Raw genomic sequence first — 24,901 nt, forward strand, 5'->3', positions numbered from 1 at the left:
GCCCGTTCGCGCCTCTTCTATTCTGCATACACACCTCTCGATTTCGTAACTAACTGATTGATGCTGAAGGATTGCCGTACAGTCTGGGCGAATTGCCTTCGCGTCATCAAAGCGAATATTGGTGAGCAGAGCTTCAGGACATGGTTCATGCCCATCGTGCCTGTGCACCTGCAGAATAACGTGCTCATCATTCAGGTGCCGAGCACGTATTTCTACGAATTTCTGGAGGAACACTACGTAGAGGAGCTCAAACGCGCTATTCACCAAGAATTGGGCCCCGACGGGCGGCTGGAATACAGCATCGTGGTGGACCAGGGTAACAGCCAGAACCAGCCCCGCACGCTCAACCTGCCTACGGCCCGCAAGGCTGCGGCCCCGGCAGCCGTGGCTACGCCCGCCGCCGCGCTGGCAGCCGGCCCCATGTCGTCTTCGGCGCGACATGTGGCAGGAGCCGCGGCAGCGCCAGCACCTTCGGGCATGTTGCGCAACCCCTTCGAGGCCAGCAAAGCTATTGACCGGAACTACCTGCACTCGCAACTGAATGGCAGCTACACCTTCGAAAACTACATTGAAGGTGACTGCAACCGGCTGGCGCGCTCGGCGGGCCTTGCTGTGGCCAACAAGCCCGGCACTACCAGCTTCAACCCGCTGATGGTGTACGGCGGCGTGGGCCTGGGCAAAACCCACTTGGTGCAGGCCATCGGCAACCACATCAAAGCCAGCAACTCCGACAAATTCGTGCTCTACGTATCGGCGGAGAAGTTCACGAATCAGTTCATCGAAAGTCTGCGGGCCAACGCCGTGCAGGACTTCGCCAACTTCTACCTGCTGGTGGATATCCTGATTCTGGACGACGTACAGTTTCTGTCCGGCAAAGACAAAACGCAGGAGATGTTCTTTCACATCTTCAACCACTTGCACCAGGCTGGCAAGCAGATTGTGATGACCTCGGACCGTCCCCCGCGTGACCTGGTGGGACTGGAAGACCGGCTGCTTTCCCGCTTCAAGTGGGGCCTGACGGCTGACCTGCAAAGCCCCGACTTCGAGACACGGATGGCCATCATCCAGAACAAGATGCAGCAGGATGGCATCGATATTCCGCCGCAGGTGGTAGAGTATTTGGCCCATTCCGTGAACACCAACGTGCGCGAACTGGAAGGCGTGCTGATTTCGCTCGTGGCGCAAAGTAGCCTCAACCGCCGCGAAATTGACCTGGAAATGGCCAAACAGGCGCTGCGCCACATCATTGAAGAAGTGGAGGCGGAAGTCAACATCGACTTCATTCAGAAGACCTGCGCCGAGTATTTTAGCGTGCCGCTGGACCTGCTCAAAGCCAAAACCCGCAAGAAGGAAGTGGTAACGGCGCGCCAGGTAGCCATGTATTTCGCCAAGGAACACACTAGTCACTCACTCAAAAGCATCGGGCACCACTTCGGCGGCCGCGACCATAGCACCGTGATTCACTCGGTGCAAACGGTATCGGACCTGATTGATTCCGACAAGAGCTTCCGCGGCCAGATTGTGGAGCTGCGCAAGAAGTTCGCCGGCAAATAGTTTCGTGTTAACCCAACAAAAAAGCCTTCAACGCAGCGTTGAAGGCTTTTTTGTTGGGCTTGGGCTGAGGGCTAGGCCGGAGCCTGTGCATCAACCAGCGGAATCTGATACTTGATAGCGAAGGTGCGCAACTGCTCCATCAGTTGGCGCTTGCGCTTGCGGCCGCGCACTTCGCGCAGGCTTAGGGCATACGTGCCGTCGTCTTTGGTGTGCACTCGCACTTGGCGAGGAGCCATTTCCAGCCGCGTGATACTTTCGGCTGCGAATACCTGCTTGGGCCGGAACAGACCAGCTTTGTGGACGATGTAGCCCGGCGTGAACTCCAGATAGCTCTGCGTACCGAAAACCGGCGCGTTGTGCACCAACACGTAGCCCAGATACACCACACTGAAAATCAGAAATACGTAATGCAGGAAGTGCATGTCGTTCAGGCCGCTGTCGGTGAAAATCAGGGCCAGGGTGTAAACAATCCAGATGGTGCCGATGAAAATCTGCCCCCAGAACGGAATGCGCGACGTATTGGCGGGTTGAAGACGAATGCGGGTAGAGTTGGCAGGCATAGCGGCAGTAATGGTCGCAACAAAAGGCAAAGAAAGCGAAAAACCGACAACGCACACGGCGCGGCCGGTTTTTGCTGCTGGCGTGACGCACTGACTATACGCTACTTCAGCGTAGCCGAAGTCAACTCCATTTCCGGCACCGCCTTTAGTAGTACCGAAATTGGACAGTTTTCTTTGGCTTTCTCAGCGTATTGCTGAAACTCTTCCTGCGACACACCTTCTACTTCGCCTTCCGTCGTCAGGGCAATTTTCACCACTTTGGGTGCCTCTCCCGAGGTATCCAGCGTCACTTTTGATTCGGTGCGGATCTGTTTCACCTGTTTACCATCCTTCGTCAGGATACTGGTCAGGAACATGGTGTAGCAGCCGGCGTGGGCCGCGCCGATGAGTTCTTCGGGGTTGGTGCCCTTCTGGCCCTCAAACCGAGCGCCTACCGAGTAAGGCGCTTTCACGGTGCCGCTCTGCGTTGAAATTTCGCCGCTGCCTTTGATGTCGCCGTTCCAAACGGCATTGCCACGTTGGTTGATCATGGGTGAAGTAGTGAGGTGAATAGTTATCTGGCTATACCATAAGTCAGCTTGCTATGTTGCGCACAGACGAGGTCGGTATTGCTGTGAGCAACGCATACGCCAATAGCGGCTACATTTACTGACCCACAACTCCGCTTCTTACCGCATGGGTCTGAAATCTGTTCTGAGCCGGCCGCTGGCCGCTTACATTGCTCGCCAGTACGCCCGCTGGCAATATGACCCCATTGGCACGCAGCAGCAGGTGCTACTAGAGCTGCTGAAGCAAGGTGCCCGCACTGCCTTCGGCCGCGACCATAACCTAGCCGGCGCCCGCACCGCCCAAGATCTGGCCCGCTTGGTTCCGGTGCGCGACTACGAGGCACTGAGCCCGTATTTCAACCGCGTGAAAGCCGGCGAAGCCGATGTGCTATGGCCGGGCAAGCCGTTGTATTTGGCCAAAACCAGCGGCACCACGAGCGGCGCCAAGTATATTCCCATCACCCAGGACAGCATCCCGAACCACATCAACGGCGCCCGCGACGCGCTGCTTCACTACGTGCACCGCACCGGCAACAGCCGCTTTCTGGATGGCAAGCTGATTTTTTTGTCTGGTTCGCCAGAGCTGGAAACGGTAGCCGGAATTCATACGGGGCGGCTTTCGGGCATTGCCAACCACCACGTGCCGGCTTACCTGCGCCGCAACCAGCTGCCCAGCTACCCGACCAACATCATCGAAGACTGGGAAACCAAGCTGGACCGGATTGTAGAGGAAACCATCCACCAGCCCATGACGCTGATTTCCGGGATTCCGCCGTGGGTGCAGATGTATTTCGACCGGATTGTGGCCCGCACTGGCCGGCCGGTGGGGGAGGTGTTTCCGCAGTTCGACCTGTTCGTGTACGGCGGCGTCAACTTTGAGCCGTACCGCAAGAAGCTGTTTGACACCATTGGGCGGCCCGTGGATAGCGTAGAACTGTTTCCGGCTTCCGAAGGCTTTCTGGCGTTTCAGGATGAACCCGGCAACCCCGGCATGCTGCTACTACTCAACGCCGGTATTTTCTACGAATTTATTCCGGCGGAGCGGTTTTTTGAGGAAAACCCGCCGCGCCTCACCTTGGCAGAGGTGGAGCTGGATCAACAGTATGCCTTGGTGCTTACTTCCAACGCGGGTTTGTGGGCCTACAGCATCGGCGACACAGTGCGGTTTGTCAGTAAATATCCGTTTCGGGTGGTCGTTACGGGCCGCATCAAGCACTTCCTTTCGGCGTTTGGCGAGCATGTTATCGGTGAAGAAGTAGAGCAAACTCTGCGTGAAGCCATGCGCCAGCACCCCGAAGTAGAAGTAGTGGAATTCACGGTAGCACCCCGCGTTAGTGATGACCCCACCGTACCGTCCCGCCACGAGTGGCTCGTGGAGTTTGCCCAACCACCACACGACCTCGCTGCCTTTGCCGCTGCCTTAGATACCGGCCTACGCCAGCGCAACGTGTACTACGACGATTTGCTGGCCGGCAACATCTTGGCTCCGTTGCAGCTTACACCACTACCTGCTGGCGCTTTTCAGCGCTATATGAAGAGCCTGGGCAAGCTCGGCGGCCAGAACAAAGTGCCGCGCCTGAGCAACGACCGGGAAGTGGCCGAAGGAATATTGCAGCTCATTATTTAGCAAGAAAACATGCTGCCTCTACCTGCCGTTGCTGGTAGTATACTATTGCCATATTAGTTGTATTTTGCCTGGTATACTCTGCCTCGCACTCATCTACTTATGCCTGCTCCTGCTATAGCTGCCAGTGCCACTGTGCCGCGCCTTACGTGTGCTATTCTCGACGACGACGACATCAACCGCCTTACGCTGGAGCACTACATTGCCCTGACAGGCGAACTGGAGCTGGTTGCTACGTTGTCGGGAAGCGTAGAAGGACTGGAATTTTTTAGTACAGAGCGGCGGGTAGATGTGCTGTTTCTGGATGTGGAAATGCCCGATCTGAATGGGCTGGATATGCTGCGCCTGTTGCCCGAGCCGCCGCAGGTGGTTCTCACTACCGCCCACGAAGATTTTGCCTGGGATGCTTTTGAGTTGCGCATCGTTGACTACTTGGTGAAGCCGTTCAGCTACGAGCGGTTTGGGCAGGCGGTGCAGCGCGTGGCCGAGCGGCTGCACCCAGCGCCCACAACGCCAGCTCAATAACCATCGTCCGGCCCGGCATCAGTTGGGCATAGCGTCAGTAGCTAAATGTTTCTGTAGCTGCGTCAGTAGCCTAGGAAGCGTGCTAATGAGGTGTTGAGCGGCACTTTTATGCGCTTCCGTTGCCGGTTTCGTCTCTAGGAGCTGCGTGGCCTCTAGCAGTTTCAGGCAACGTAGCAGCTTCAAAGACGGCTTGAGCTTGTGGGCGCATGCTGCTGCTGCGGGCCAAGCTGCGGCGGCAACGGCTTGCTCAAGCTGAGCCAGCAGTGTCGGCGTCTGCTGCATAAATGCCTCCAGAATACGCCGCACGAAAGCCGGATTTCCGTGCGCCATCTGGTGCAGGTCGCTTAGGTCGAAGAGAGGAGCCGCCGCATTGGACGGCCGGTGCAGTGCCAGCATCTTGCGCAGCAGTTCGGCCTCGTCAAAAGGCTTGGTCATGCAGTCGTCCATGCCGGCGGCCAGATATTTCTCATTATCGGCGCGGAAGGCATTGGCCGTAAAAGCAATGATGGGCGTAGTAGCACGGGCTGCTTCCGTATGGCGACGCATAGCGGCTGTCACGTCGAGGCCGCTCATGTCGGGCATCTGAATATCCATCAGGATACACTCGTAGCGGTGCTGCTCGAATAGCTGTAGCGCGGCAGCTCCGCTGATGGCCGCATCAACCAGCACGCCGTAGTGTTCCAGTACCAGCTGCGCCAGCAGGCGGTTTATGTCGTGGTCTTCTACCAGCAGCACGCGCCAGCCCCGTACCAACTCGGCGTCGGTAGCGGCCAGGGAGTGCGCATCCGGCACTGCTTGGGTTGCAGCGGCTTTGGCGAAAGTCAGGCTGAAACTGAACGTGCTGCCTTCGCCCGGAACGCTGCACACCACCAGATTGCCGCCCAGCTGCTCCACCAAGCTGCTGCTGATGGTGAGCCCCAAACCCGTGCCGCCAAAGTTGCGAGTAGTATCGGCATAGGCCTGCGAAAAGCTGTCAAAAATGGCTTCCTGCTTGTGGGCTGGCACACCCACGCCGGTGTCACTTACCTGGAACTGCACGGTCAGGGCCGATTCGGTTTCGGCTTGGCAGCGGACCAGCAGCGCCACCTCGCCCTGCTGAGTGAATTTGATGGCGTTGCTGAGCAGATTGAGCAGTACCTGGCTGAGGCGGTGCGGATCGCCGAGAACGGGCTGGGCCGGCAGCTGCAGCGGGTGCAGGAGAAACCGGATGCCTTTTTCCGTGGCCCGAAAGGCCTGCGTCTGGGTAGCAATACGGATGACGTTGGCCAAGTCGAAGGGCGTGTGCTCCATCTCCAGCTTGCCCGACGTAATCTTGGCCACATCCAGCACGTCGTTCAGCACGCTGAGCAGGTGGTTGCCGGAGTTGCGGATGATACTCACGTACTCTTGCTGCTGAGCACTCAATTCGGTGCGGGCCAGCAGCCCAGCCATGCCCAGCACCCCGTTCATCGGCGTCCGGATTTCGTGGCTCATGTTGGACAGAAACGTTTCGCGGGCGCGTACCGAGGCTTCAGCCACCTGCTTGGCGCGTTCCAGCTCCTGCTCGGCCAGGTAGCGGTCCGTAATGTCGGCACTGGAGCCCACAAGCATGCGCAATTCCCCATCAGGCCCGAACACAGGATGGTAGAGGCGTAGCCAGTGGCGCGGTCCGGTGGGGCTCTGAATGGTTTCTTCCCACGTTACTTCGGCCCGCTGCTGCACGGCCCGCTCAAACTGCCTCTTCCGCTCCACGGCCATGTCCAGGGGGTGGTTACGGTGGAGGCAATACTCGAAATTGTTCTTGCCGATAATCCACTCCCGAATTTCCGCGTTGCGAATAGCGGCAGGATTGACGTACTGAAAGCGGTGTTGGGCGTCGAAAATAGCAACTCCGGTAGGCAAATGATGAAACACCGTTTCGAAAAAAGCCCGCTGGTCTTTGAGGTAGCTGGCTGTGGCATCGGTGAGGTACAGCGTGCCTGCGCCATGGGCGGCCGGTACCATCGCTACCGAGAAATACTGGCCGGCCAGCACTATTTCCGGCAACGGCTGGCCCACGGGAGAGGTAAGGGCTGCCAGCCGCTGCAGTTGCATGGGGCGTTCTGTGGGGCTAAACTGCTGGAGGAGCGCCTCAGCGGCCGGATTGGCATACTGCACGTCGCCGGTGGCAGTCAGGTGCAGGATGGGGCTGGGGTTTTGCGCGAGTAGCTGCATTGCCAGCAAATCGGACGAAGCAGCAGGAGAGGAAGCAGCGGACATACAGGAGGGAATAGGGCTATTAAATATACAGTTCGACCAGAATGAAAGCCGCTTGATAGGACTGAACTTAACTTCATTGCTTACTTTGGGCACCAACCTTTTACCTCGTTATGACCAGAACTATTCTCTCCGTACTTGCCGTAGCTGTTTCACTCACCGGTCTGTCTGCTTTTGGTTCACAATCAGGCGCTACTCGCACCACCGACTCCCGCACGGAGGAATATGCTATAGTAAGTGTGGTGCAGGCCGGCAAGAAAAACTTCATCAGTACTACTATTGGCTCGAAGAGCACCGAAGAAAAGGAATTTGAAAGCGAGAAGAATGCCAAGCGGTTTGACATGGCTCCGGTAATAGCGGAGCTGGAAAAGCTGAATGCGCAGGGATTCGAACTGGTGAATGGGTCCAATGCCGCTATGGGCACTGCTGGCCTACCTTTCTACACCTTCACTATGAAGCGCAGAATCAACTAGACATATACTACTTGGCTCCGTTAGCCAGCTTATCGTTCTATAGCCAACCGTCACAGATTGTTTGTTGTTACATAACTAGTATTGCTCCGATTCAGAAGTATGATAAAACCCCGCCTACACACCGCCTGCCTCGCCTACGTGCAGGAGCGCATAGATGCCTGCCAAGCGGCCATTCAGGCGGCGCAGGAATCGGCGAACAGCGAGACCAAGAGCAGCGCCGGCGACAAGTACGAAACCGGCCGCGCCATGGCCCAGAACGAGCGGGACCGGAACACCGTGCAGCTGCGGCAGGCGCAGCAGCTACAAGGCGAGCTGCAGCGCATCAGCCCTGAAACGCCCTGCGACACAGTGCGGCCTGGTGCGCTGGTCTACACCAACATGGGCGTATTCTACCTCGGCATCAGTGCCGGCAAGCTCACCGTGGAGGGGCAGGACTATTTTGCTGTATCGGCAGCGGCACCGGTAGCGGCGGCTCTGGCCGGCAAGCGGGCCGGGGAGGAGGCCCTATTCAACGGCAAGCAAGTCCGCGTACTGACCGTGGAGTAGGAGCTATAGCCGGGGCAGTAGGTTCGGCAGGCCCCGAATATTGAGGCGAGCAAAACTCCGGACCCGCTCGAAACGGGCACTGGCTTCCTCTAACTCTTCGTCCTTGTCGAGCTTGCTGGGGCGGTGCGTATCGAGAAGCTCAAAAACGGTGGCCGCAATGTCCATGTAGCCCAAAATCATCAGCAACAGCTGTTTTTTCTCGTCTTCTTCGTAGCTCTTGAGGCGCACGGCCTTCACCAAACTATCGAGTTGCGTGGTTTCATCCACGAACAGGTCGCGCAGTACGGCGCGGTGCTGCTGATACTCAAACAGCTGCTGCGGCTCTAGGCTGGTGGCCGAAAATGGAAGTGTAGTGGCGAAAGCCGTAGCCGCTCGGAATTCCTTTTCGGCCGCATAAATGGTTTGCAGATGCTTCTGCAGACTGGCCCACAAACCAGTACGGGCTTTGTCGAAGGCAGCGGAAGAGGCGGCGGGAGCGGGGCTGGACACAGTAGAAAAGAATTGCTGGAACCACAAAGTACGCGGTTTTGGAGCCGTGTGGACAATATGGCCGGTGCCGCGCCGCGAAATAGGGCTGTGCATGGCAGGAAGCCGAACTTCACCGTACTTTTGCTCTTCACCGCCGAGTTATTTCCGCCCCGGTTCTTTTCATCCTGCATGCCCTCCGAATTCCCCAAACGCGTCACGCTGCTCGGTTCTACCGGTTCCATTGGCACCCAGGCGCTTGATGTAGTCCGCAGCCAGCCGGGCCGTTTCACTGTCACGGCGCTGTCGGCGCAGTCCAATGCGGCGCTGCTGGTGCAGCAGGCCCGCGAGTTCCGGCCTGCGGCCGTGGTCATCGGCGACGAGGCCAAGTATGAAACCGTGAAAGCCGCTCTGGCAGGGCAGCCCGAAACGGAGGTGCTGGCCGGCGCCGCAGCCCTGGCTGATGTAGCCGGCCGCCCCGACTCCGACATCGTGCTGACGGCTATGGTGGGCTACGCCGGGCTGCTGCCCACGGTGCGGGCTATCCGGGCTGGCAAAGACATTGCCCTGGCCAACAAAGAAACGCTGGTGGTGGCCGGTCAGCTTATCACCGATTTGGTGCGGGAGCACAACGTGCGGCTGCTGCCCGTCGATTCGGAGCATTCGGCCATTTTTCAGTGCCTGGTAGGCGAGACGCAGAATCCAATTGAGAAAATTGTTCTCACGGCATCTGGTGGGCCATTCCGGGGCCGGAGCCGCGCGCAGCTAGCGGAAGTGACGAAGGCGCAGGCGCTCAAGCATCCCAACTGGGATATGGGCGCCAAAATCACTATCGACTCGGCCTCACTGATGAACAAGGGCCTGGAGGTAATTGAGGCCAAGTGGCTGTTTGGGCTGCGCGACAACCAGATTGATGTGGTGGTGCATCCGCAGAGCATTATTCATTCGCTGGTACAGTTTGAGGATGGCTCGTTGAAAGCCCAGCTCGGCCTGCCCGACATGAAACTACCTATCCAGTACGCTCTCGGTTATCCGCAACGACTGTCCAACACCTTTCCGCGCTTCTCCTTTCTCGATTATCCGCAACTCACCTTCGAGCAGCCCGACCTGAGCACCTTCCGCAATCTGGCGCTGGCTTTCGAGGCCATGAGCCAGTCTGGCAATGCGCCTTGCGTTCTGAATGCCGCCAATGAAGTAGCCGTAGCGGCTTTTCTGCGCGACGAAGTAGGTTTTCTGCAAATGTCGGAGGTGGTAGAAGAGTGCCTGAGCCGCGTTTCGTACCTTGCCAATCCGTCGCTCGACGACTATGTGCTAACTGACAAGGAGACACGTCGGGTAGCGCAGGAACGGCTGGCGCGGTTGTAGCTGTTGCGTTTAGTATAACCTAGAGCGGCAGGCAAGGCAACTGTAGCGCCTGTTTTCGGTTCCTTGCACGCTTCTTATTACCTAATCACCTAATTACCTCCCTTTGGAAATCCTCATCATGGCCGGGCAAATGTTGCTGGGCCTTTCCATTTTGGTTGGTCTGCACGAGTTCGGACACTTTGCAACCGCCAAATATTTTAAAATCCGGGTCGATAAGTTTTACATCTTCTTCGACTTCCTGTTTCCGCTGCCCAACGTCCTCAATTTTGCGTTGCTGAAGAAGAAAATCGGCGAGACAGAATACGGCTTGGGCTGGTTTCCGCTGGGTGGCTACGTTGCCATCCACGGCATGATCGACGAAACTCAGGACGCCGACAGCCTCGCCGCTGAGCCGCAACCCAACGAGTTTCGGGCCAAACCAGCTTGGCAGCGCCTGATTGTGATGCTTGGTGGCATCATCATGAACGTCATCACCGGCATCATCATTTTCACGCTGCTCACCTACACGCAGGGCGAAAGCTATTTGCCGGCTTCAGAAGTGCGCTACGGCATTCTGCCGAATAAGCTGGGAGAGGAAATGGGTTTCCGCACCGGCGACAAAATCGTGAAAATCAACGGCCGGCCGTTCACCGAGTTCAATGAGGTGTACAATCCGGAGGTGATGATGGGCTCCAACTCGTTCTATACGGTAGAGCGCCAGGGCCAACTCGTGGACGTGCCGGTGCCGGCCAACTTCATCGACCGGCTTTCGGAGCAGGGCCAGCAGCGGTTTGTGTTGCCTCGCAACCCGTTTGCCGTGAAAACGGTGAATTCTGGCAGCCCTGCGGACAAAGGCGGCCTGATGCCCGATGACCGGATTGTGCAGCTCGACCAGAAAAAGGTAGAGTTCTTTCCTGAGTTTCAGCAGGATCTGCTGGCCAAGGCTGGCAAACCAGTAAAGCTAGTGGTGGAGCGCGCCGGCGCGCTGAAAACACTGGATATTACCGTAGATGAGGAGGGCAAGCTGGGCTTCTTTCCCAAGTCGCTGCTGCACGAGTCGGTGCGCCACTATTCGTTTGCGCAGTCCATTCCGGTAGGTACGAACAAGGCATTTGGCGTCATTACCAACCAGATTACCGCTTTCGGCAAGATTTTCAAAGGTGAGGCTTCCTTCCGCAAATCGGTAGGTGGCCCCTGGGAAATAGCGCAGCAATACGGCCCTACCTGGGACTGGGTCTGGTTCTGGACCATGACCGGCATGCTGTCTATGGTGCTGGCCTTTATGAACTTGCTGCCTATTCCGGCGCTGGATGGCGGGCACGTTATTTTTCTGCTTTATGAAATGATAGCCGGCCGCAAGCCTTCTGATAAATTCCTGGAGAATGCGCAGAAGGTGGGCATGATGCTGCTTCTGTCGCTGATGGCTTTCGTGCTCATTATCAATCCGCTCCTGAAGAAAATCGGTATCTAAAGTTGCTTGCCTGAAGCCCGGCTGCCACCCGCCAAAGAGCAGGTAGCAGCCGGGCTTCTTGTTTTTTCGGAACTTGCACCCATAATCCCCTCTTTCTCCCTATTCTATGAATACTCTCGACGAGCAAAAAGCGCAGCTGTTCCAGCAGACGGAGCAGCAGCTTCGCCAGCTTGGCTTCAATATTGACAAGCAGGATCAGACACGTCCCTGGGGCGGTTTTTTCGTAATTGACGAAAGCCAGGCCCAGGCTTTTGCTGATGCGTATTTCGATAATATGTCGGTGGACGAGTTGCGCATTTCGGGCAAGCTGAGCCCTAAGGTTCTGCTGGTGGCTCCCGAAAAGCGCCTCTCTTGGCAATACCATCACCGGCGCGCCGAAATCTGGCGCGTGGTGCAAGGTCCCGTAGGCGTAGTTACCAGCTCTACTGATGAAGAGACAGAGGTGAAAACCTATCAGCCCGGCGAACTGATTACGCTGCGGCAAGGTGAGCGGCACCGCCTTGTAGGGTTAGGCGGTTGGGGCGTGCTGGCCGAAATCTGGCAGCACACAGACGCTACCAACCCATCCGACGAAGACGACATCGTGCGGGTGCAGGATGACTTTGGGCGCTAGGCCAAGAAAAGAATACTGACCTATCAGATGCCAGCAAAGAAAAGGGCCTGACGGTATCGTCAGGCCCTTTCTTTTGTCTGTACCGAAAGTTACGCCAGTGCTTTCCGCAGGGCTGCCAACAGAGTAGCTACGCCAGCTTCTTCGCCGGCCTGGCCAAGGTGCACGCGTAGTGTACGGCGGTTGTAGTCGTGCAGGGCTTGTAGGTCGCCGGCGGCCTGGGCGTTTTGGAACGTACCGAACGTGTAGGGGCGGCCGGGCAGCGGCAGGTCCTGGGCGTGGTCGGTGGTGATTTGCAGGAACAGGCCGGTGTCGGGGCCGCCTTTGTGGTACTGGCCAGTGGAATGCAAGAAGCGCGGGCCGTAGCCCGAAGCCGTGGCAATATGCTTCTTCTGTTGCACCAAGGCGCGCAGTTCGTCCAACTCCTTGTTCACGGCTGGGCTTTCCTGCAGGTATGCCTGAATGCAGAGGAAGTCACTGGCCTTCGCCTGCCCGAAGAAATTGCGCAGCACCTCCACCGCATCGGCACCCGAAACACTGGTGTAGTAGTCAAGGCCGTTTTCCTGCAGTACCGGCGTACTAGTCTGAGGCAATGCGCCTTTTTCTACTACCACCTTCATCAACTGGTCGGTAGCGGTTTTGGCCGCCTGCACGTTGGGCTGGTCGAAAGGATTGATTTCGAGCACGGCGCTGGCCACGGCCGTCGCCACTTCCCAGCGGAAAAACTCCTGTCCCAGGTCCAGTGCATCGTGTAGCAGAATGGTGATGACGGGGTGCCCAGCGGTCTGCAGAGCAGCTACTTTGCGGCGGTTTTCCTCATCGGGCTGGTTCTCGTAGCCTACGTACACGAACACGCGGTCCGCACCGTACACCTGCGGGCCATTGAGCGGGTCGCCGGCCAGGGGCAGGATGCCCTTGCCTTCCTTGCCGGTGCTTTCCGCTACCAGCTGCTCCAGCCACAAGCCAAAGTCGCTGAGGCCGGCAGGTACTACCAAGGTCAGCTTGTCGCGTCCTTCCTGAGCCAGCAAGCCCAGTGCTACACCCAGCTCCAGGCCGGGGTTCTGCTCCACTTGGCCTTCCGACCCGGTAGCGCGCATCATGCCAATGGCCCGTTCCAGCAGGGTTTTGATATCTATACCGTAGAGTGCGGCTGGCACTAGCCCGAAGTAGGAGAGAGCAGAGAAGCGGCCGCCTACTTCGGCAAAATTCAGGAAGATGCGACGGTATCCTTCGGCAGTGGCCTGGGTCACGAACTTGGAGCCGGGGTCGGTAATGGCCACGAAGTTTTCGCCGGCTTTGTCGCCTTTTAGCTCTTTCAGGCGGGCGTAGAAATAGTCGCCGAAAGCTAGTGGCTCGGCCGTAGTACCCGATTTGCTGGCTACTACGAACAGCGTTTCGGCCAGCGGTACCGACTCTTCTATTTCGCGCACAGAGGCAGGATTCGTCGTGTCCAGCACCGAAAGGGGCAGGCCATCTGCCGATTTTTCAAAGGCCTGCTTGAACACAATCGGCGTCATGGTGCTGCCACCCATGCCCATCACCACGACGTGCTTTAAGCCGGCAGCTTTCACTTCTTTGGCAAATTCCTCAATCTCAGAAACGCGGGGCAGCATGGTTTCGGCCACCCGGAGCCAGCCCATGAAGCTGCGCAGGCTTTGCTGGGCGGCTTCGTCTTGCACCCAAAGATCAGCTTGTTTCTGCCAGAAGCCGGTGGTGAAGTTTTTGGCGTTGAATTCCTGCAGTTTAGCATCAACGGCAGCCTGGTAGGAACCCAGGTGCATGATCATGGCAGGAATGGAAGTAGTTGCGTCGGAGGCCATAGGTATAGAGGCGAAATTGGAGTGTCGGGAAGTAGTGCGGTGGCGGGGCCGGCCCAAAGTGGCTGGGCCAGACAGGCACACCTGCCGGGCGCAAAGGTAAAGAAGCAGACTACTTTTGTGGCAGCCGGACCGGAACCGGTGCTGGCGGCCGGGAATCTTCTGTCAGGATGTTCTCTTACAATACGCCAGTTGTGTTGCCGCAGGGCGTTCTGCTGCCTGCGGCACGATTGTAGTACCAGACGGGCGCTTTCCTTACGCATTGCCTTATGTTTCGCAAGACGCTTCTGCTTTCCTTTCTGCTGCTGGCCTCGCTACTGGCCTGGGCGCATGCCTATCACGCCAGCATCATGGATGTGCGCTACAACCCCGCCAAACAGCAGCTGGAAGTGGCCCTGAAGGTTTTCACTGATGACTTTGAAAAGGCGCTGTCGGTGGGGCAGCCTACTGCCATCAGCCTCGACCAGTCGCCGAAGCCGCTCGTGACGCAGCTGACCACCGCTCTGCTACGCCGCTCCCTGGTTTTCAGCACCAAGCCCGGCGAAACGCTGCCGCTGCAGTTTCTGGGTATGCAAAAGGAGCGCGACGCGTATTGGCTCTATTGCACCCTAAAAGTGGCGCGGCCCATCACGGGTTTCTCCTTACGCAACGCGCTGCTGCTCGATGTTTTCCCGGACCAGATGAATATAGTGAACGTGGAAGCCGGTGGCAAAAAGCAAAGCCAACTCTTCCGCGACGGCGAGGAAACACACAAGCTGAGTTGGTAACTCTCGCCTAATGACTTAAAAACAACAAGCACCTGCTACTCAGATAGCAGGCGCTTGTTGCATAGTTGCCACAGCCAACTAGCTGCTTATTTCCAGTCGGCACCGCCGCTGCCAGCGTCTTTTTTGTCATCATCGGGCTTGATGAGGCGAAACTCTACGCGGCGGTTGGTTTTGGCGTCTTCCGGCGTCACTTCCTCCTTCAGCGGCTTGGTAGAGCCATAGCCGAAGCTCTCGATGCGGTTGGGTTTGAGCTTACCCTTCGTTTCAATGTACTTGCGGATAGCCTCGGCCCGGTCCTGCGAGAGACGCTCGTTGAAGTCCGGGTCGCCTTTAGAATCGGTGTGGCCCGTGATGCTGAGCCGGAACGTCGGGTGGTCCACCATAAACAGCGCAATCCGGTCGAGGATGGGCTGCATAGAAGTCCGAATGTGCGACTTGTCCTGGTCGAACTCGATATTCTGGAAAATGAGCGGCAGCCCGTAATCGATGGAGTTGGTCATGAGCTTCATCACCGTGTCGCCTTGTAGCTCAAACTTCTTTTCCACGCTGAAGAAGTCCGGACTCTGGATAATCATGACGTAGTGCGAGCCGTCAATCAAATCGAAGTCAAACGAGCCATCAGGCCGCAGGTATTTGGCCGCTACTTCAATACCATTATCGGTATCGACGATGGTGACAATGCCGCCCAGGGGCTTTTTGCTCACCGAGTCCACCAGCGTGCCCTCGACGTGGGTGGTAGCCAATGGCTGGGCTTCCATGGGCAGCGGGAAGGAGTAGAGGTCCAGGTTTTTCATGTCCTTTTCCTCAGAGCGCGCATAATACAGGTCCTTCGACTCCGAATCGATGGTGAAGTAGTACTCCGAGCCCTTGCCATTCACCAGCGGCCCGATGTTCTTGGCTTCCTGCCAGCGGCCCTGCACACGGTAGGTCTTGTAAATGTCGAAGTCGCCGTAGTTGAGCAACTGCCCGCGCGACGAGAAGTACAACACGTTGTAGAGCGGGTGGAAAAAGGGGCTTACCTCGCTTTCGCGCGTGTTTACCACCGGCCCCATGTTCTCGGCTTTAGCCCATTGCCCGTTTTTGCCACGGTACGTGTACCAGATATCCGACAGGCCGAAGCCGCCGAGCCGGTCGGAGGCGAAGTAGAGCGTGTCTTCGTTGCGCGACAGGGTCGGTTGTGAGTCCCAGGCCGAGGAGTTGACTTGCGTGCCTAGGCTCTTAGGCACCGACCATTGCCCGTCCTTGAACGTGGACGTGAACAGGTCGCAGTTGCCGTGGCAGCTGGGGCACTCGCAGCGGGCGAAATAGATGGTTTTGCCGTCGCGGGTGAAGCAGGCCGAGCCTTCGTTGTAGGGCGAGTTGATGGGTTTGGGCAGCGGCTCAGCATCAGTCCACAGGTCGCCGTCCTTCCGCGACACGTACAGGTCCTCGTCCACCACCTGCTTGATGCCGCCGCGCACTTTGCGCTTCGACGAAAACAGCAGCATGCTCGCATCGGGGTTTAGCGTCGGCCCATAGTCCTCGGCCTGCGAGTTGATGGCGTCGCCCATGGTGGTCAGCACCCCTTTGGGCGGCCGGAAGGCCACTATATTTTTCCGGTACTCCACCAACTCATAATACACCTTGAGCGGCACGTAGAGGTCGGCGGTTTTCTGTTCCAGCGAGTCGTAATACAGCTGAATCTTTTTGACGTCCTGGCGATGGTGCTTGAGGGCGAGGCGGTAGTAAGCCTTGGCGCGGTCTTCGTTGCCGGCTTTTTCCCACAGCTGGGCCAGGCGCCAGAGCATCTGGGTGTTCTTGTAGAAATTCTCGATGCCGAACTTACCTACGTAGGCCTCCAGCAGCACCCGGGCCTGGTTCCAGTTTTTGCGTTTTTCGGCCTTCTGAATGGCTTTCAACTCCTTCTTATTCTGATAGAAGGCCACGCGGTTGATGTTCGGGAATTCCGGTGTTGCATCAGGCCGCAGGCGCAGTTGGCGCACCGAGCGGGTAGTAAGCTTGCGTTGGCGAAGGGGGGCTCCGGGCTTCTGCTGGGCCCAAAGCACAACCGGCAGCAACACCAACAGAACCAATAACAACGAACGTAACGAGGAAAGCATAGCGCAATAGGACACCGAAGCCGGCCGGGGGCGGCACGGGACGTCAAAAATAGGAATTTTCAGGTATACCCGTGCATGTCCGGCAGTCTGCCGGAGTGGCCGGGCCGTATGCCTCCCTGGCCGGTGCCAGCACCCGAAGGTTGTCGGTAAGCGAGGTGGCACGGCGCTTGTCAAACACGTATCTTCGGAAGTATGCCCGGTTGCGGGCCGGGCTCTTGGCCGCAAGTCTGTCATTCTGGCACCGACTTCCGCTTTTTTCGCCCTGCTTTCCGTATATGCCTTCTATCCCTGCTGCCTTTTCTTCGCCCTTCCTGCTGATGACCGACGACTCTGCCGAAGTAGTATCCATCGTAGCCACCGACCCTGACCAGCCCCTCGATCCGAAAGATGCCCCCGAGACGCTGCCGTTGCTGCCTGTGCGCAACACGGTGCTGTTTCCGGGCGTGGTGCTGCCCGTCACGGTTACACGCAAGAAGAGCATCCGGCTGGTGCGCAAGGCCTACCGCGGCAACAAGATTGTGGGCGTAGTGGCGCAGAAAAACAACCAGCACGACGACCCCAGCCTCGCCGATCTGTATCAGGTGGGCACCATGGCTAAGATTCTGAAGCTGCTGGTGCTGCCCGACGGCAATACTACCATCATCATTCAGGGCCAGTCGCGTTTCCAGATTGAGGAAGAGTTACAGCACACGCCCTACCTGACGGCCCGCGTGAGCTACGCGCCGGAGGTGTTCCCCAACAAGAATTCGAAAGAAACCAAGGCGCTGGTAGCCTCGCTGAAAGATGCGGCGGCCAAGATGCTCAAGCTGAACCCCGAAATTCCGCAGGAAGCTCAGGTAGCCCTCGACAACATCGAGTCGCCGTCGTTTCTGACGCATTTCCTCAGCTCCAACATCAATGTGGAAGTGGGGCAAAAGCAGAAGTTGCTCGAAATCAACGACGGCGTGGAGCGCGGCACCATGCTTTTGGAACTGATGCTGAAGGAGATTCAGCACCTCGAAATCAAGCACGAAATTCACACCAAGGTTCACACCGACATCGACCAGCAGCAGCGCGACTATTTCCTGCGCCAGCAGATTAAGGTGTTGCAGGATGAGCTGGGCGGTGGCGACAGTTCTGACCAGGACATTGACAAGTTTCGGCAGCGGGCCAAGCTTAAGCAATGGCCGGAGGCTGTGGCCAAGCATTTTGCCAAAGAGCTGGACAAGCTGGGCCGCGTGAACCCGCAGGCGGCCGAGTACCCGCTCAGCGTGAACTACGTGGAGTTTCTGCTGGACCTGCCGTGGGCTGAGTACACCAAGGACAATTTCAACCTGAAGCGCACCCGCAAAATCCTGGACCAGGACCATTATGGCATGGAAAAGGTAAAGGAGCGCATCATCGAGTACTTAGCCGTGCTCAAGCTGAAGCAGGACCTGAAGGCCCCGATTCTGTGCCTATACGGGCCTCCCGGCGTGGGCAAAACCAGCCTCGGGCGCTCCATTGCGAAGGCGCTGGGCCGTAAATACGTACGCATGAGCCTTGGCGGCGTCCGCGACGAAGCCGAAATTCGGGGGCACCGCAAAACCTACGTGGGGGCCATGCCCGGCCGCATCATCGCCCAGATTAAGAAAGCCGGCGCTTCCAACCCGGTTATCGTGCTCGACGAAATCGACAAGCTGGCCTCCGATTTCCGCGGTGACCCGTCGTCGGCGTTGCTGGAAGTGCTGGACCCTGAGCAGAATTCCACCTTCACCGACAACTACCTGGAGGTGGAGTACGACCTGTCGAAGGTGCTGTTCATTGCTACGGCCAACTCGCTGGATACTATTCAGCCCGCCCTGCGTGACCGGATGGAAATCATCGACCTGACCGGCTACACGCTGGAAGAGAAAACGCAGATTGCCAAAAAGCACCTCTGGCCCAAGCTCCTCACCGACCACGGCCTCAGCCTCAAGGACGTGACCATCACGCCGCCTGCCCTACAGCGCGTAATTGACGACTACACCCGGGAAAGCGGCGTACGCAGCTTGGAGCGCAAACTAGGCGGCGTGGTGCGCAACATTGCCAAGAGCAAAGCCATGAAGGAAGAATATCCCGCTGCGCTGGAGCCCAAGGACATTACGCGCATCCTCGGGGCCGCCATCTTCGACCGGGACCAGTACCAAGACAACGAAACCGCCGGGGTAGTGACGGGTCTGGCCTGGACCAGCGTAGGCGGCGACATTCTGTTTATCGAAAGTCTGCTGAGCCGGGGCCGGGGCAAGCTCACGCTGTCGGGCCAACTCGGCGACGTGATGAAAGAGTCGGCCATTACGGCCCTGAGCTACCTGCGTAGCCGCGCCGACGAGCTGGACATCGACTACCGTCTCTTCGACCAGTACGACCTGCACATTCACTTCCCCGAGGGTGCCGTGCCCAAAGACGGCCCCAGCGCCGGCATTGCCATCTTCACCAGCATTGCGTCGGTGTTTACGCAGCGCAAAATCCGCAGCCACCTGGCCATGACCGGCGAAATTACGCTGCGGGGCAAGGTGCTGCCGGTGGGCGGCATCAAAGAGAAGATTCTGGCCGCCAAGCGCGCCGGCATCAAGGATGTGATTCTGTGCCAAAAAAACCGCAAGGACATTGAGGAAATCCAGCCGGAATACATCAAGGACCTCACTATTCATTACGCCGACCGGGTAGATGACGTGCTGCGCGTAGCCCTGCTCGATGAGAAAGTGGCGCACCCTATGAAGCTGGTTGTGCGCGATGAAGCGCCCCTGGCCCCCGTGCCCAGCGTGGAAGTGCAGTAGTACCCGCCACCGGTGCCAGTCTGCTCAGGTAGTGCCCGAACTACCCCGCCACCGGTGGCGGGGTAGTTCGGGCGAGCCGGCAGCCTGCCGACACCTGTGCCGGATGAGTTCAGGAACTTCCGCAGTGTACTGGCACCGGTGGCGGGCCCGTTCAGGCGCGCCAGAAGACGCCCGCCACCGGTGGTGGCCTGGTACGCGCGTAGAGTGCGACCTGCACAATAAAGAGCGGTTTCTGGCGTCTTATGCCTGCAACTACCTGCTAAACGCTGTATCTTAGACCCCCATGATTCGACTGCTACACTGCCGTGTTATTGCTACCTTATCCGTTGCCCTAGGCTTGGGGGGAGCACCAGCGGCTTTCGCTCAAATTGGCGGCCAGCAGACGTTTTCGTTTCTGAATCTGCCGCCGGGCGCACGAGCAGCCGGGCTGGGTGGTGTCAACGTATCAGCCCGCGACTCTGACCCAACCATGATGCTCAGCAACCCCGCGCTGCTGAACGCCGACATGGACGGCCGCCTTGCCCTCACGTTCGTCGATTACCTGGCCGATATCAAGCAGAGCACGGCCGCCTATGTCTTCAAGCCGAAGCAGGACGACGCCAAAAACCGCCTGGGTTTCTCCCTCACTTATCTCAGCTATGGCAAGTTCGACCAGTATGACGCGGCCGGCAATCTGCTTGGCGAGTTTTCGGTGAATGAGTACGCAGCCGGCCCCACGTACACCTACGTGCAGGGGCCGTTCACGCTGGGCGGCACGGCCAAGCTGGCTGTGTCCGGCATCAGCGGCAACCACTCAGTAGGGCTATTGGCCGATGTAGGCGCCTTGTTCAAGCATCCGGAGCAGGACTTTACAGTAGGACTAGCAGTAAAAAATGCTGGCTACCAACTCAAGCCATATGCCGGGGCCAGCCGGGAGCCCATGCCACTGGACGTGCAGATCGGGGCTACCATCAAGCCTGAACACATGCCGCTGCGCTTCTCCATCACGGCCCACCACCTGCAGCAGCTCGACATCGTATATCTCGACCCTAACCAGCGCGGCCAGTTAGACGAGAACGGGGAGCCTATCGTCAAGAAAAAGACCCTAGGTGATAAAATTGCGCGGCATTTTGCAGTTGGAGGTGAGCTGCTGCTGGGCCAGAACCTAAACGTGCGCCTGGGCTATAACCATCTGCAACGCCGCGAACTGCGCCTCGATAATACGGCTGGCGGCGCCGGTATTTCGTTCGGGGTTATGCTGCGTATCAGCCAGTTTCAGCTCGATTACACGCGTGCTGGTATCCATGCCAGCGGCGGCGCCAATTACTTCACCGTAGCGCGCAACCTCAACACGCTCTTTGTAAAAAAGCAGTAGCAGGCTGATAGCTGCTGCGCGGGCACTGTCTGGGCTGAAAGCCGCAAGACTGGTTATGCACCATAGGGGCGTTGTACCTTATTGGTTGTGTAGCCCAACTTTTCTGTGGCCGCCATAGTACCTTGGCTACCCATCTTTTTCTACCCATGCTCGATTCCAAAACGTTCCTGACCCCGGCCCAAATTGTGGCCGAACTCGATAAATACATCATCGGCCAATACGATGCCAAGCGCCACGTGGCCATTGCGTTGCGCAACCGCTGGCGCCGCCTGCACGCCCCGCTGGACATGCAGCGCGAAATCGTACCCAACAATATCCTGATGATTGGCTCGACGGGCGTGGGTAAAACCGAAATTGCCCGTCGCCTCGCCGCCATTGCCGACGCCCCCTTCACGAAAGTAGAGGCCTCCAAGTTCACGGAAGTAGGCTACGTGGGCCGCGACGTGGAAAGTATGGTGCGCGACCTGGTGGAGCAGTCTGTGAACCAAGTGAAGCAGCGCCGCAAAGAAGAAGTGAAGGTGCAGGCCGCCCAGGCTGTAGAAGACCTGATTCTGGATGCCCTGATTCCGCCTGTGAGTGGGGGAGGCCTAAAGTCAACGGCCGGCTTCGGCACCACCATCGACAGCAGTGCCATGCCCGACTCCGACTACGAGCTGAATGAGCGTACGCGCGACAAGTTTCGGGAGAAGATCCGCAGTGGTGAGCTGGATGACCGCAAAATTGAGATAAAAGTCCAGCAGGGCGCGCCCGGTATCGGCTTGGTTGGTGGCGCCCCCGGCATGGACGAAGCCTCTATGGCCGGCCTGCAGGACATGCTGGGCTCAATGATGCCTAAGAAGACCCGCAAGCGCAAAGTCACGATTGCTGAGGCCCGCAAAATCCTGCTTGATGAGGAAGCCGCCAAGCTCATTGACATGGATGAGGTGAAAGACGAAGCCATCCGCAACGCCGAAAATGCCGGCATCATCTTCATCGACGAAATCGACAAGGTGGCCAGCCGTAGCGGCAAAGGTGGCAGCGGCCCCGATGTGAGCCGCGAAGGTGTGCAGCGCGACCTGCTGCCCATCGTGGAAGGCTCGGCCGTGAGTACCAAATACGGCATCATCAACACCGACCATATCCTGTTCATTGCCGCCGGTGCCTTCCACGTCGCCAAGCCCTCCGACCTGATTCCGGAGCTGCAGGGCCGCTTCCCGATTCGGGTGGAGCTGCAGAGCCTCACCAAGGACGACTTTTTCCGCATCCTGAAAGACCCAAAAAATGCCCTCACCAAACAGTACGAAGCCCTGCTGCAGGCCGAGGACGTGGTGCTCAGCTTCGATGATGCGGCTCTAGAGCGGCTGGCAGAAATTGCGTTTGAGGTGAACTCGGAAGTAGAAAACATCGGCGCGCGTCGTCTGCACACGGTCATGAGCCGCCTGCTGAATGACATCCTGTTCGATGTGCCGGACCGTATCGGGCCCAACGCGCATATCCTCATTACCCGTGAACTTGTGGATGAACGGCTGCAAAGTATGATTCGTAACCCGGACCTGAGCCAGTACATTCTGTAACCAGCAAGCTGGTTCATGCCATCTGCTACAAAACAAAAAGAAGCGGCCTGGGGCCGCTTCTTTTTGCGTTATATCGTATCCCGGTATATCCGTTTCTCCACTATTTCCTCTTTCCTGCCTATGCATTACTACATCATTACCGGGGCTAGCCGTGGGCTAGGGAAAGCACTGGCCGAAGGCCTGCTACGCCAGCCCGGCACCAGCGTACTGGGCGTGTCGCGGCATGCTACCATTGAGCACGAGCGGTACCAGCACCAGCCCCTCGATCTGTCTGATATGCTGGCGGTGCAGAACAACCTGTTTAAAGTATTTCTGGCCCGTCCCGATGCCGCTAGTATCACGCTCATCAATAATGCCGGTGTGCTGGGCGAAATTGGGTATGTGGGCGCGCTGCCGAACGAGCATTTTGAGTTCGTATTTGATGTCAACGTTATTGCGCCCGCCATGCTCATGAATACCTTCCTGAGTGCTTATGGGAGCCAGTCCGGTATTCCGCGCACTATCCTTAATATCAGCAGTGGTGCCGCCCAGCGCCCTATTGATGGATGGGCAGCCTATTGCGCCTCCAAGGCTGCGCTTGATGCTCTTTCCGCTACAGCCCAAAAGGAGCAGGAAGTACGAGGCAGCGGTATCCGGATCCGTAGCCTTGCGCCCGGAGTGCTGGATACAGGAATGCAGGAGCACATTCGTAGCGCTAACCCTGAGGATTTTAGTGATGCTGAGCGTTTTGCCAATCTAAAACAGGAAGGGCATTTAGTAGAGCCAGATCAGGCCGCTGAGCGAATAATCTCTTGGCTTCAGAAATCAGCAGCGGACAACGAGCAGGTAGTTCTTCGCATCACAGATATTGCATAAAAAAAGAACCCCGGCCAACTTGGCCGGGGTTCTTTTTTGGTAATAATCTACGACTAGTAGCCAGGGTTTTGCTGAGCTGCCAGTGTAGGGTTGTTCGCAATTTCGATGGCTGGGATAGGCCACAGGAAGAACGTGCTGGCGTAAGGAACTGCCGAAACAGAAGGTGTAGCAAGCGTAGCACCGTTGTTGCAGGCATAGCGAGCAAGTGTTACCTGGCCCGAAACCTGGCCGTTGAACTTGGCAGGAATACCACCTGGGCCATACGTGGCGTCAGGCGACAGGCGCGAAATATCACCCCAACGTTTGCCTTCACCAACAAACTCAACCCGACGCTCATTCAGAATCGCGCGAATCAGGGCTGGGCCGGTCAAGGAACCTACAGCATATTGATCAGCAGCAGTGGTTACCGAACGGTTGCGTACCGCATTGAGCAAGCGAAGAGCCAAGGCATCATCGTTGCCAGTGCGAGCAACAGCTTCTGCCTGGTTCAGCAGCACTTCGGCGTAGCGAATGATAGGGGCGAAGTCAGAGCTGGTAGTAGCGTCAGTGTACTTACGCAGTACATAAGCCGGACGAACCCCGTCTTGCTGCATCATGACGGTGCGGCGTAGGTCGCCGCACGTGAAGAACGGAGCATTGTACAGGTTGGGGCTCACCGCCAGAAGTGCACGGCCGTTGATACCACCGTTTGCTGGGGTTGCCGAAGAGCCATATACGTTGGCAAGGGCACCGTTTACACCGGCGTTGTCGTCCGAGCGGTTCTCAACTGAGAATACGGTTTCAGCCGTAGCGGCTGCACCACCTGGGAAAGCAGCCCGCTGGGTTGCTGCCAGTGCGTAGCTTCCAATAGGGCTGGTGAAGGGAGCAGAAGTGCCGGAGATAAGCTTGGTGCCTTCCGTAGCTGCTGCTGCCCAGTTAGCCTGATGCAAACGCAGGCGCTGCTTCAGCGCAATAGCGGCACCTTTTGTTGCCCGGGTAGCGGAAGCGGCAGCTGCACCCGTGATTGTACGGGTAGCAGGCAGGTTGCTTTCAGCAAAATCCAGGTCGGCCAGCATCTTCGTGTAGTCATCAGCTACTGTACCCCGGTCCTGCGAACGGCCCGCGTTAACACCAGCAATGGTATTAGCTGGAACGTCACGGTAAGGAATACCAGCTTTTGAGCCATTGCCGTCCGTGTAAGGGCGCGAGAAGTGGATAACCAGCTCGTGGTGAGCCAAGGCCCGCAGGAAGCGAAGTTCGCCTTCATACACCTGAGCAACTTCGGCCGTGATGATACCTGCTGCTGCAGCTTGGCGCACGCCATCAATCGTCACGTTTGCCTTGTTGACCACTGCATAGCAGTTAGACCACATGTTCACAACGTTCGGGCTGGAAGGCGTAATCTGGTTGACAAAAACAAGGCTGAAGAAGCCTGCCATGTCCGAAACGTCTTCGCCACGTGCATCGTCAAGCGCATTGGCGGCAGCACCAAAAGGATAGCCACGTACGGCCAGTGCACCACCCGTCAGTGGGTCATAGAAGCCCGACTGAGCAGCATCGTACACACCAGCCACAGCCAGAGCAATACGGGCCGGATCAGTGAAAACCGCTGCTTCTGATAACTGGTTTTGCGGCTGCAGATCTGTAACCTCGCAGGCACCCAGTCCTAGGGTTGAAAGGAAAGCCAACGCCAGTACGTTCCGGCGGCTATGAGTGAAAATTGTCGAAAGATTTTTCATCGTTGC

20 protein-coding genes are annotated in these 24,901 nt (G+C 57.7%); 13 read left to right on the plus strand and 7 right to left on the minus strand.

Features of this window, described 5'->3' with window-relative positions; all coding sequences use genetic code 11:
* Positions 1-60 precede the first annotated feature (60 nt).
* Positions 61-1,554 carry a chromosomal replication initiator protein DnaA gene (gene dnaA / locus H4317_RS05180; protein ID WP_185889084.1) on the plus strand — a complete coding sequence of 498 codons (1,494 nt, stop codon included), beginning with the start codon at positions 61-63 and terminating at the stop codon, positions 1,552-1,554.
* A gap of 71 nt (positions 1,555-1,625) precedes the next feature.
* Here dnaA and H4317_RS05185 read toward each other — a convergent pair whose 3' ends face one another.
* Positions 1,626-2,114 (minus strand): hypothetical protein, encoded by a 489-nt coding sequence (locus tag H4317_RS05185; RefSeq protein ID WP_185889085.1) that lies wholly within the window; start codon positions 2,112-2,114, stop codon positions 1,626-1,628.
* A 101-nt stretch (positions 2,115-2,215) separates the two neighbouring features.
* Positions 2,216-2,644 (minus strand): OsmC family peroxiredoxin, encoded by a 429-nt coding sequence (locus H4317_RS05190; protein WP_211538911.1) that lies wholly within the window; start codon positions 2,642-2,644, stop codon positions 2,216-2,218.
* 145 nt (positions 2,645-2,789) lie between these two features.
* On the opposite strand from H4317_RS05190, the gene H4317_RS05195 reads away from it, so the two are divergent.
* Positions 2,790-4,289 carry a GH3 auxin-responsive promoter family protein gene (locus tag H4317_RS05195; protein ID WP_185889086.1) on the plus strand — a complete coding sequence of 500 codons (1,500 nt, stop codon included), beginning with the start codon at positions 2,790-2,792 and terminating at the stop codon, positions 4,287-4,289.
* A 99-nt stretch (positions 4,290-4,388) separates the two neighbouring features.
* Positions 4,389-4,811 carry a LytR/AlgR family response regulator transcription factor gene (locus H4317_RS05200; protein WP_185889087.1) on the plus strand — a complete coding sequence of 141 codons (423 nt, stop codon included), beginning with the start codon at positions 4,389-4,391 and terminating at the stop codon, positions 4,809-4,811.
* 18 nt (positions 4,812-4,829) lie between these two features.
* Here H4317_RS05200 and H4317_RS05205 read toward each other — a convergent pair whose 3' ends face one another.
* Positions 4,830-7,049 (minus strand): PAS domain-containing hybrid sensor histidine kinase/response regulator, encoded by a 2,220-nt coding sequence (locus H4317_RS05205; RefSeq protein WP_185889088.1) that lies wholly within the window; start codon positions 7,047-7,049, stop codon positions 4,830-4,832.
* Positions 7,050-7,159: 110 nt separating this feature from the next.
* Here H4317_RS05205 and H4317_RS05210 point away from each other — a divergent pair, with 110 nt between their 5' ends.
* Both H4317_RS05210 and H4317_RS05215 read left to right on the plus strand, forming a co-directional pair.
* On the plus strand, positions 7,160-7,519 hold the full coding sequence (locus H4317_RS05210; protein WP_185889089.1) for a hypothetical protein: 360 nt from the start codon (positions 7,160-7,162) through the stop codon (positions 7,517-7,519).
* A gap of 99 nt (positions 7,520-7,618) precedes the next feature.
* Entirely contained in the window at positions 7,619-8,065 is a 447-nt protein-coding gene (locus tag H4317_RS05215; protein ID WP_185889090.1) for a 3-oxoacyl-ACP synthase, read from the plus strand.
* Between the two features lie 3 nt (positions 8,066-8,068).
* Here H4317_RS05215 and H4317_RS05220 read toward each other — a convergent pair whose 3' ends face one another.
* Entirely contained in the window at positions 8,069-8,554 is a 486-nt protein-coding gene (locus tag H4317_RS05220) for a hypothetical protein (RefSeq protein WP_185889091.1), read from the minus strand.
* 168 nt (positions 8,555-8,722) lie between these two features.
* On the opposite strand from H4317_RS05220, the gene H4317_RS05225 reads away from it, so the two are divergent.
* From H4317_RS05225 to H4317_RS05235, 3 genes are all read left to right on the plus strand, one after another.
* Positions 8,723-9,895, plus strand: a complete 1,173-nt coding sequence (locus H4317_RS05225) for a 1-deoxy-D-xylulose-5-phosphate reductoisomerase (RefSeq protein WP_185889092.1) — start codon at positions 8,723-8,725, stop codon at positions 9,893-9,895.
* Between the two features lie 103 nt (positions 9,896-9,998).
* Positions 9,999-11,345 carry an RIP metalloprotease RseP gene (rseP, locus tag H4317_RS05230; protein WP_211538912.1) on the plus strand — a complete coding sequence of 449 codons (1,347 nt, stop codon included), beginning with the start codon at positions 9,999-10,001 and terminating at the stop codon, positions 11,343-11,345.
* A 106-nt stretch (positions 11,346-11,451) separates the two neighbouring features.
* The gene (locus H4317_RS05235) at positions 11,452-11,958 is read left to right on the plus strand and encodes a cupin domain-containing protein (protein WP_185889093.1); all 507 of its coding nucleotides are present in this window, start codon (positions 11,452-11,454) and stop codon (positions 11,956-11,958) included.
* 89 nt (positions 11,959-12,047) lie between these two features.
* Here H4317_RS05235 and H4317_RS05240 read toward each other — a convergent pair whose 3' ends face one another.
* A complete protein-coding gene (locus H4317_RS05240; protein ID WP_185889094.1) occupies positions 12,048-13,775 on the minus strand; it encodes a phosphoglucose isomerase-related protein in 1,728 nt (575 codons plus the stop codon).
* Between the two features lie 266 nt (positions 13,776-14,041).
* Here H4317_RS05240 and H4317_RS05245 point away from each other — a divergent pair, with 266 nt between their 5' ends.
* Positions 14,042-14,539, plus strand: a complete 498-nt coding sequence (locus H4317_RS05245; protein ID WP_185889095.1) for a DUF6702 family protein — start codon at positions 14,042-14,044, stop codon at positions 14,537-14,539.
* 86 nt (positions 14,540-14,625) lie between these two features.
* Here H4317_RS05245 and H4317_RS05250 read toward each other — a convergent pair whose 3' ends face one another.
* The gene (locus H4317_RS05250) at positions 14,626-16,638 is read right to left on the minus strand and encodes an OmpA family protein (RefSeq protein WP_185889096.1); all 2,013 of its coding nucleotides are present in this window, start codon (positions 16,636-16,638) and stop codon (positions 14,626-14,628) included.
* Positions 16,639-16,955: 317 nt separating this feature from the next.
* Here H4317_RS05250 and lon point away from each other — a divergent pair, with 317 nt between their 5' ends.
* The 4 genes from lon (at position 16,956) to H4317_RS05270 (ending at position 23,177) form a co-directional block, all read left to right on the plus strand.
* Entirely contained in the window at positions 16,956-19,415 is a 2,460-nt protein-coding gene (lon, locus tag H4317_RS05255) for an endopeptidase La (RefSeq protein ID WP_185889950.1), read from the plus strand.
* A gap of 283 nt (positions 19,416-19,698) precedes the next feature.
* Complete coding sequence (gene porQ / locus H4317_RS05260) at positions 19,699-20,769, plus strand: type IX secretion system protein PorQ (protein ID WP_185889097.1); 1,071 nt, start codon at positions 19,699-19,701, stop codon at positions 20,767-20,769.
* Positions 20,770-20,915: 146 nt separating this feature from the next.
* Positions 20,916-22,322 carry an ATP-dependent protease ATPase subunit HslU gene (hslU, locus tag H4317_RS05265; protein WP_185889098.1) on the plus strand — a complete coding sequence of 469 codons (1,407 nt, stop codon included), beginning with the start codon at positions 20,916-20,918 and terminating at the stop codon, positions 22,320-22,322.
* A gap of 120 nt (positions 22,323-22,442) precedes the next feature.
* Entirely contained in the window at positions 22,443-23,177 is a 735-nt protein-coding gene (locus tag H4317_RS05270) for an SDR family NAD(P)-dependent oxidoreductase (protein ID WP_185889099.1), read from the plus strand.
* A gap of 53 nt (positions 23,178-23,230) precedes the next feature.
* Here the strand turns inward: H4317_RS05270 and H4317_RS05275 are convergent, their stop codons facing one another.
* Positions 23,231-24,895, minus strand: a complete 1,665-nt coding sequence (locus H4317_RS05275; protein WP_185889100.1) for a RagB/SusD family nutrient uptake outer membrane protein — start codon at positions 24,893-24,895, stop codon at positions 23,231-23,233.
* Positions 24,896-24,901 lie beyond the last annotated feature (6 nt).

Origin of the sequence: Hymenobacter sediminicola, from assembly GCF_014250515.1 — a bacterium.
In the GTDB taxonomy this organism is placed as follows: domain Bacteria; phylum Bacteroidota; class Bacteroidia; order Cytophagales; family Hymenobacteraceae; genus Hymenobacter; species Hymenobacter sediminicola.